Source organism: Kluyvera ascorbata ATCC 33433, assembly GCF_000735365.1.
GTDB lineage: Bacteria > Pseudomonadota > Gammaproteobacteria > Enterobacterales > Enterobacteriaceae > Kluyvera > Kluyvera ascorbata.
Genome location: NZ_JMPL01000216.1, coordinates 1 through 2,436 on the forward strand (window position 1 = coordinate 1; position 2,436 = coordinate 2,436).

Annotated in this window: 1 protein-coding gene; it reads left to right on the top strand. The window is 46.3% G+C overall.

All coding sequences use genetic code 11. From position 1 onward, the window contains the following. Nucleotides 1-808: 808 nt before the first annotated feature. The coding region (locus GKAS_RS23190; protein WP_246870770.1) for an ATP-dependent nuclease at nt 809-2,436 on the top strand (1,628 nt) is incomplete at its 3' end.

The window sequence follows — 2,436 nt, forward strand, 5'->3', positions numbered from 1 at the left end:
CGCTCATTATTGAAAAAATGATGGCCGCTTTAGCAGGTAACGGCATTCATCTGACTCAACTGAGTGATGCGCTTAACGTGCCTGTTGATGAACTGAGCAGTCTACTTTACGGTGTGGCGGCAATCAGCGGTGGTAATGGCGGAACCTCACTATCAAGGGCCTCGCTCCGTCTGGTGTGAACAGGAAAACTGCTCATGCTTAGAGCCGCTAGAAGGAGTTTCTAGCGGTTTTTTTTATTTATAGCCAGCGGACATGTTTCTGAATAGTAATCTTTAATATTCCTTGTTCGCCGCATTCTTGCCGAGATACTAGATATCAACCAATGTTACCAAAATACCATGAGGGGCTCGGAAAAATGTAGTGGTATACCCCCGTAATTCCCCTGACCTGTCCCACCATTGGTAAGTACAGACTGGTTTTAGCAACATATGCTCTTGGCGCTCAGGAGTGCTGTGGTCCACCGGCGACGGACTGTTTCTGCTGACAAAACGGCTAGAGCGTGGCTGCTTCGGCTGACCGTCGGCCCATGATGGCAAAGTGTTCCTGACGTCGGCGCAACTGGCGGTGCTGCTGAACTGCTGCCATGGCGCATAGCACTGTCTTCCGAATAGCCGTCGTTCGTCAATACGGTTCTGGCTGTTCGCTTACCTTCCAGAGGAATTGAAGTATTTAAGTCTTTGAATCGATAACGAGATCAAATATTTTTGAGCTTAATGTGCGAGAATTTAAAAGTCATGGACTCATTAGTGGCATGAAAACTATTAGCTAATTTATTCAATGGGTAAAGTGAGCTGGGGGCGTAATCAACATGAAGCTTGAAGTAATTCGGATATCTGGTTTCCAATCTTTTGGCCCAGAACCGACAGAGGTAAGCCTTGAAAATATCACTTACTTAATCGGTCCTAATGGCTCGGGTAAAACCGCGGCACTTCAGGCTTTATGCAAACTATTTGCCTTTGATCCTGCATTGCGTCGGATCCATCGTTCTGATTTCCATGTCCCTTATGATGAAGAAGAAGTTCCGGAAGAGCGCCAATTGTGGATAGAAGCTGACTTTTTATTTCCTGAACTTGATGAGGAAGATGATAACAGTACCGTAGCACCTCATTTTAGTCATATGCGACTTGATGATCCGGGAGGCCTCCCACGTGTGCGTTTTCGCCTCACGGCTACTATGGGACTGGATGGTGATATCGACGAAAACTTAGTGTATGTACTGGATGTCAATGCTGATGGTTCACCTCAAAACACAGCTCAAGTACCACGAGCAGAGCGTAATCACATCCAGGTTCATTATTTACCAGCCAGACGTGACCCTGCTGATCACATTACTTACGGTGCGAATGCATTACTAGGCCGTTTGCTCCGTGCCGTACGTTGGGATGCTGAGCGCGATACGATCAAAGGTCTGACCGATCAAATAAGCGACAGCCTTGCAGCCAACCCTTCAGTGAAAGCATTTAGTAAGAGTTTGAAAACAACCTGGGCCACTCTACACAAGGGCAAATTTTTCGCTGATCCAAAAATCACATTTGTGGCTTCGGAGATTGAAGCACTGTTGCGACATTTGTCGGTTTCTTTTACCCCCGGGCACGACGGTTCACTTGTCGATTTTTCGCGGTTGAGTGATGGCCAAAAGTCAATGCTTTATCTTTCCCTAGTATTATCATCTCAAGCGATTGGGAGAGCTGTGCTCGCCGAGGAAGATGTATCTTTTGATCCCGATAAGTTACGTCCACCGGTCTTTACGCTGGTCGCCTTGGAGGAGCCAGAAAATAGTCTTTCTCCACATTACCTGGGACGTATCGTCAGTGCTTTGTATACCATGACGAAAAATGTGGATGCACAAGCTCTCATTGCTACTCATGCCCCTACAATGTTACGTCGCGTTGCTCCTGAGTTAATACGTTATCTACGGTTAACTGAGGCTCGAAAAACACGGGTCACCTGTATCAAATTGCCAGAGAAAGCTGATGATGCACACAAGTTTGTCCGTGAAGCCGTCCAAGCATTTCCTGAGATTTATTTCTCACGTCTCGTCGTGCTAGGTGAAGGTGATAGTGAAGAGATTGTGTTGCCATGTCTACTTCAGGCCAAAGGCGCGCCAGTTGATGAGTCAGCAATCACGATTGCGCCGTTAGGCGGTAGGCATGTCAATCATTTTTGGCGGTTGCTTTCAGCGTTGCAGATTCCCTATCTGACATTGCTTGATCTTGATGTAGCTCGCTATGCGGCAGGATGGGGACGAATCAAGTATGTTAATGATCAGTTTTCTGCATATGAGCCGTATAAGAAACTCCCCAAAGATCACGGAATTCCAAGTTGGAAAGATAAAGCTCAAAAAGTTCGGGACTTTGATAATTATTTCGAACTTCTCGAAGAACGTGGTCGTTTTTTTTTCTTCCCCAATGGATTTGGACTTTTCAATGTTACTGG